Consider the following 1,425-nt stretch of genomic DNA (forward strand, 5'->3'; position numbering starts at 1 on the left):
AGCCGACATTCGCCTGCGCATCGAGGAGTTCCCCGTGCTCGGGAGCGTGCGGATCGTCGACGGCGACACGGGGTCGCTCTACTGATGCCGGTCCTCAACTCCAGCTTCGAGGACGCAGGCACAGAGCCCGGGCTCGCGGCGCACTGGATCCTCCGGACCTTCATCGCACACGAGCGCGTCGCCGGCTTCGGTCCGCCACCGCATCGCGGCCGGGAGGACTTCGAGCGCTGGTTCGGCTGGCGCGCCGGACTCGACGCGGGCGCCGTCCTGGTGGCGGTGTTCGAGCCGCTCCGTGAGGCGCTGGAGAGCTTCGAGGGCGGCTGGGACAACGACCTCTTCGCGTGGGCGCTGCCCGAGGGAGCCATCACGACCGCGCTCTTCGCGGGGCGTCCGGTCGAGGACCTCGAGGTCGGCTGGAGCGCGGGCCGCTTCTTCGATCGATGGGCCGACGTGGCGAGCACAGATGCTCGCTTCGACGGAGAGCTCGCGGAGGACTTCGAGGAGTCCTGGCGCGGCAACGATCGCTTCGTGTGGCGGTGGGCCGACGTGAGGGCGCGGGCCGCGGTCTTCGACGGCGCGGCGGCGGAGACCTTCGAGGGCGTCTGGCCCGAGGTCACGATCTGAGAGGAGCGGCATGGCCGACACGGACTGGGCATTTCTCAACGACGGGCTCGATGCGGCGACGGTGAGCCGCGGCGTCACCGCGGGCATCGAGCGTCCGCCCGGGGGCGGGCGGTTCCTCTACGGCTTCAACTCCCGCGCCGCGTCTCCGGGCGCCGTCGCGCTCTCCTGCGCGCTCGTCGACTTCGCCCCGCTCCCGAGCGGCGGGTCGATCCGCGCCTGCATGCAGCGAGGCCCGGGAGGCGGGCCCCTCGGCTTCGCGCCGTTCCTCTATCTCTGCGGGCAGGGGACCAGCGTCAACGACGCCGCGTATCTGCTCGGGCTCTCCGACGACGACCCGTACCGCGTCGTGCTGCGCAAGGGACCCATCAGCGGCGGCGTCCCGTCGGAGGGCGCGGGGACGCTGCTCACCTCCGCCGAGAGCTTCGTCCAGGGGGGGTGGCTCCACCTGCGACTCGACGCGATCGTCAACGACACGGGGGACGTCGTGCTCGACGTGTTCGACAACGACCTCGACGCGCACCCGCTCGGGACGCCGCCGGACTGGCGTCGCGTCGACGGGATGCCGCAGCTGATCGACGACGCGCTGGGCGTGACGTCCGGCTCGTCGCCGCTGACGTCCGGGCGCGCCGGCTTCGGGTTCCAGACCCGCGACGTCACGCGACGCGGCTTCTTCGACCACCTCGAGCTGATCCGGCAGGACTGACCTGGAGCTCGACGCGTTCCGGAGCCACCTGGGTGAGGGCCAGGGCCGAGTCGCCGCCGCGAACGGCGAGCACGTGTTCGTCCTCGGTGACGCGACCG

The 1,425-nt window shown here is 72.1% G+C and carries 2 protein-coding genes; both read left to right on the forward strand.

The window, feature by feature from the left end; genetic code table 11:
- Nucleotides 1–84 precede the first annotated feature (84 nt).
- Nucleotides 85–624, forward strand: a complete 540-nt coding sequence (locus NXI30_29030; GenBank protein MCR9098284.1) for a hypothetical protein — start codon at nt 85–87, stop codon at nt 622–624.
- Nucleotides 625–634: 10 nt separating this feature from the next.
- Complete coding sequence (locus NXI30_29035) at nt 635–1,327, forward strand: hypothetical protein (protein ID MCR9098285.1); 693 nt, start codon at nt 635–637, stop codon at nt 1,325–1,327.
- The last annotated feature ends 98 nt before the right edge of the window (nt 1,328–1,425 follow it).

The sequence above is a fragment of the bacterium genome (assembly GCA_024742285.1).
Classification (GTDB): domain Bacteria; phylum Myxococcota_A; class UBA9160; order UBA9160; family UBA4427; genus UBA4427.